This window comes from Fretibacterium sp. OH1220_COT-178, from assembly GCF_003860125.1.
Lineage (GTDB): Bacteria > Synergistota > Synergistia > Synergistales > Aminobacteriaceae > CAJPSE01.
Map to the genome: position 1 here is coordinate 1 of NZ_RQYL01000058.1, position 2,462 is coordinate 2,462.

The 2,462-nt window shown below is 54.5% G+C and carries 2 rRNA genes; both read left to right on the forward strand.

Annotated elements, in window-relative coordinates:
* A 23S ribosomal RNA gene (locus tag EII26_RS12745) occupies positions 1–2,256 on the forward strand; the annotation flags it as partial.
* A 56-nt stretch (positions 2,257–2,312) separates the two neighbouring features.
* Positions 2,313–2,428 (forward strand): 5S ribosomal RNA (rrf, locus tag EII26_RS12750).
* Positions 2,429–2,462 lie beyond the last annotated feature (34 nt).

Consider the following 2,462-nt stretch of genomic DNA (forward strand, 5'->3'; position numbering starts at 1 on the left):
TAGTTTCGTACAATAGACCCGAAGCCCGACGATCTATCCATGTCCAGGTTGAAGCCCCGGTGAAGCGGGGTGGAGGACCGAACCGAAGCCTGTTGAAAAAGTCTCGGATGAGGTGTGGATAGGAGTGAAAAGCTAATCGAGTTGGGTGATAGCTGGTTCTCCCCGAAATGCATTTAGGTGCAGCCCCGAATGTTTAGTGTTGGGGGTAGAGCGCTGACTGGACGCGGGCGGATGTGACCGTACCAAATCCAATCAAACTGCGAATACCAACACTTAAGAGTTCGGGAGTGAGACTGCGGGAGAGAAGTTTCGTAGTCGAGAGGGAAAGAGCCCAGACCCACAGCTAAGGTCCCAAAGCCATGCTGAGTGTGGCAAGGATGTGACGATGCCCGGACAGCCAGGAGGTTGGCTTAGAAGCAGCCACCCTTTAAAGAGTGCGTAATAGCTCACTGGTCGAGGATTGTTGCGCCGAAAATACCGGGGGCTAAGCATGGCACCGAAGCTTGGGGATTGGAAAGTAAAATTCCGAATCGGTAGGGGAGCGTTCCATGTGGGGAGAAGTCGAACCGGCAAGGTTTGGTGGACTGCATGGAAGAGAGAATGCCGGCATGAGTAACGCGAAGTGTGTGAGAATCACACTCACCGGAAGTCCAAGGATTCCTGGGGAAGGTTGATCCGCCCAGGGTAAGGCGGGGCCTAAGGTCAGGCCGAAAGGCGTAGCTGATGGACAACAGGTTGCTAATCCTGTCCCGCTATGGAGTCGTTTGACGATGGAGTGACGCAGGAAGCTAGGTGCGCCGGCAGATGGAAGCCGGTCTAAGGGCGAAGCCTGGGTTGGGAGGCAAATCCCCCGATCTAAAGGTGAGACCTGATGGGGAGCGTTCAGCGATGAACGCGAAGGCATTGACGCTCAACTGCCGGGAAAAGCTTCTAAGGAGACGCCATAGCGCCCGTACCCGAAACCGACACAGGTGGACTGGCTGAGAAGGCTAAGGTGAGCGGGAGAACTATCGTTAAGGAACTCTGCAAGTTGACCCCGTAACCTAGGGAGAAGGGGTGCCACAGAGGTGAAGATGGACAATCGGAGCCGGATGTGGTCGCAGAAACCAGGCACAGGCGACTGTTTACTAAAAACACAGGACTCTGCATAAGGCGCAAGCCGAAGTATAGGGTCTGACACCTGCCCGGTGCTGGAAGGTTAAATGGAGGGGTTAGTCGCAAGGCGAAGCTCTGAAATGAAGCCCCAGTAAACGGCGGCCGTAACTATAACGGTCCTAAGGTAGCGAAATTCCTTGTCGGGTAAGTTCCGACCTGCACGAAAGGTGTAACGATCTGTGCGCTGTCTCGACGGTAGACCCGGTGAAATTGTGGTCCTGGTAAAGACGCCAGGTACCCGTGGTGGGACGGAAAGACCCCATGGAGCTTTACTGTAACTTGGTATTGGATTTTGTCCTATGATGCACAGGATAGGTGGGAGGCTTTGAGGTAAGGATCTTGGTTCTTACGGAGCCGTCGTTGGGATACCACCCTTTGTATGATGAAATTCTAACCCTTGAGCGTTGAAACACGCGAGGGGACATTGCCAGGCGGGCAGTTTGACTGGGGCGGTCGCCTCCCAAAGAGTAACGGAGGCGCGCAAAGGTCACCTCGGGGCGAATGGAAATCGCCCATAGAGAGCGTAAGCGTATAAGGTGGCTTGACTGAGAGACTGACGGGTCGATCAGGAACGAAAGTTGGTGCTAGTGATCCGGTGGTTCCGAATGGAAGGGCCATCGCTCAACGGATAAAAGCTACCCTGGGGATAACAGGCTGATCTCGCCCGAGAGTTCCTATCGACGGCGTGGTTTGGCACCTCGATGTCGGCTCATCGCATCCTGGGGCTGAAGCAGGTCCCAAGGGTTGGTCTGTTCGCCCATTAAAGCGGTACGTGAGCTGGGTTTAGAACGTCGTGAGACAGTTCGGTCCCTATCCACCATGGGCGTAAGGTATTTGAGGAGATCTGTTCCTAGTACGAGAGGACCGGAATGGACGAACCGCTAGTGTATCGGTTGTGGCGCCAGCTGCATAAGCCGGGTAGCTATGTTCGGCCGGGATAACCGCTGAAAGCATCTAAGTGGGAAGCCCCCTCCAAGATGAGATACCTCGCTCCTTTGAGGAGATAAGATGCCCGCGAGACGAGCGGATTGATAGGCCGGGAGTGTAAGCGCTGAGAGGTGTTGAGCTGACCGGTACTAAAGCATCGAACCTTTTCTCTCTGATACAGAATTGCTTTTTGTTTGGATGTCGAGTTATGCAGGGTCCGAGAAATGTTTTCTGGTGGTCAAAGCGACAGGGTCCCACCCGGAACCATGCCGAACCCGGAAGTTAAGCCTGTGAGCGCCGATGGTACTGTATGGGGTACATACGGAAGAGTAGGTCGCCGCCAGAAAACAGTATGAATACAACACGAAGCCCCCCAGCCA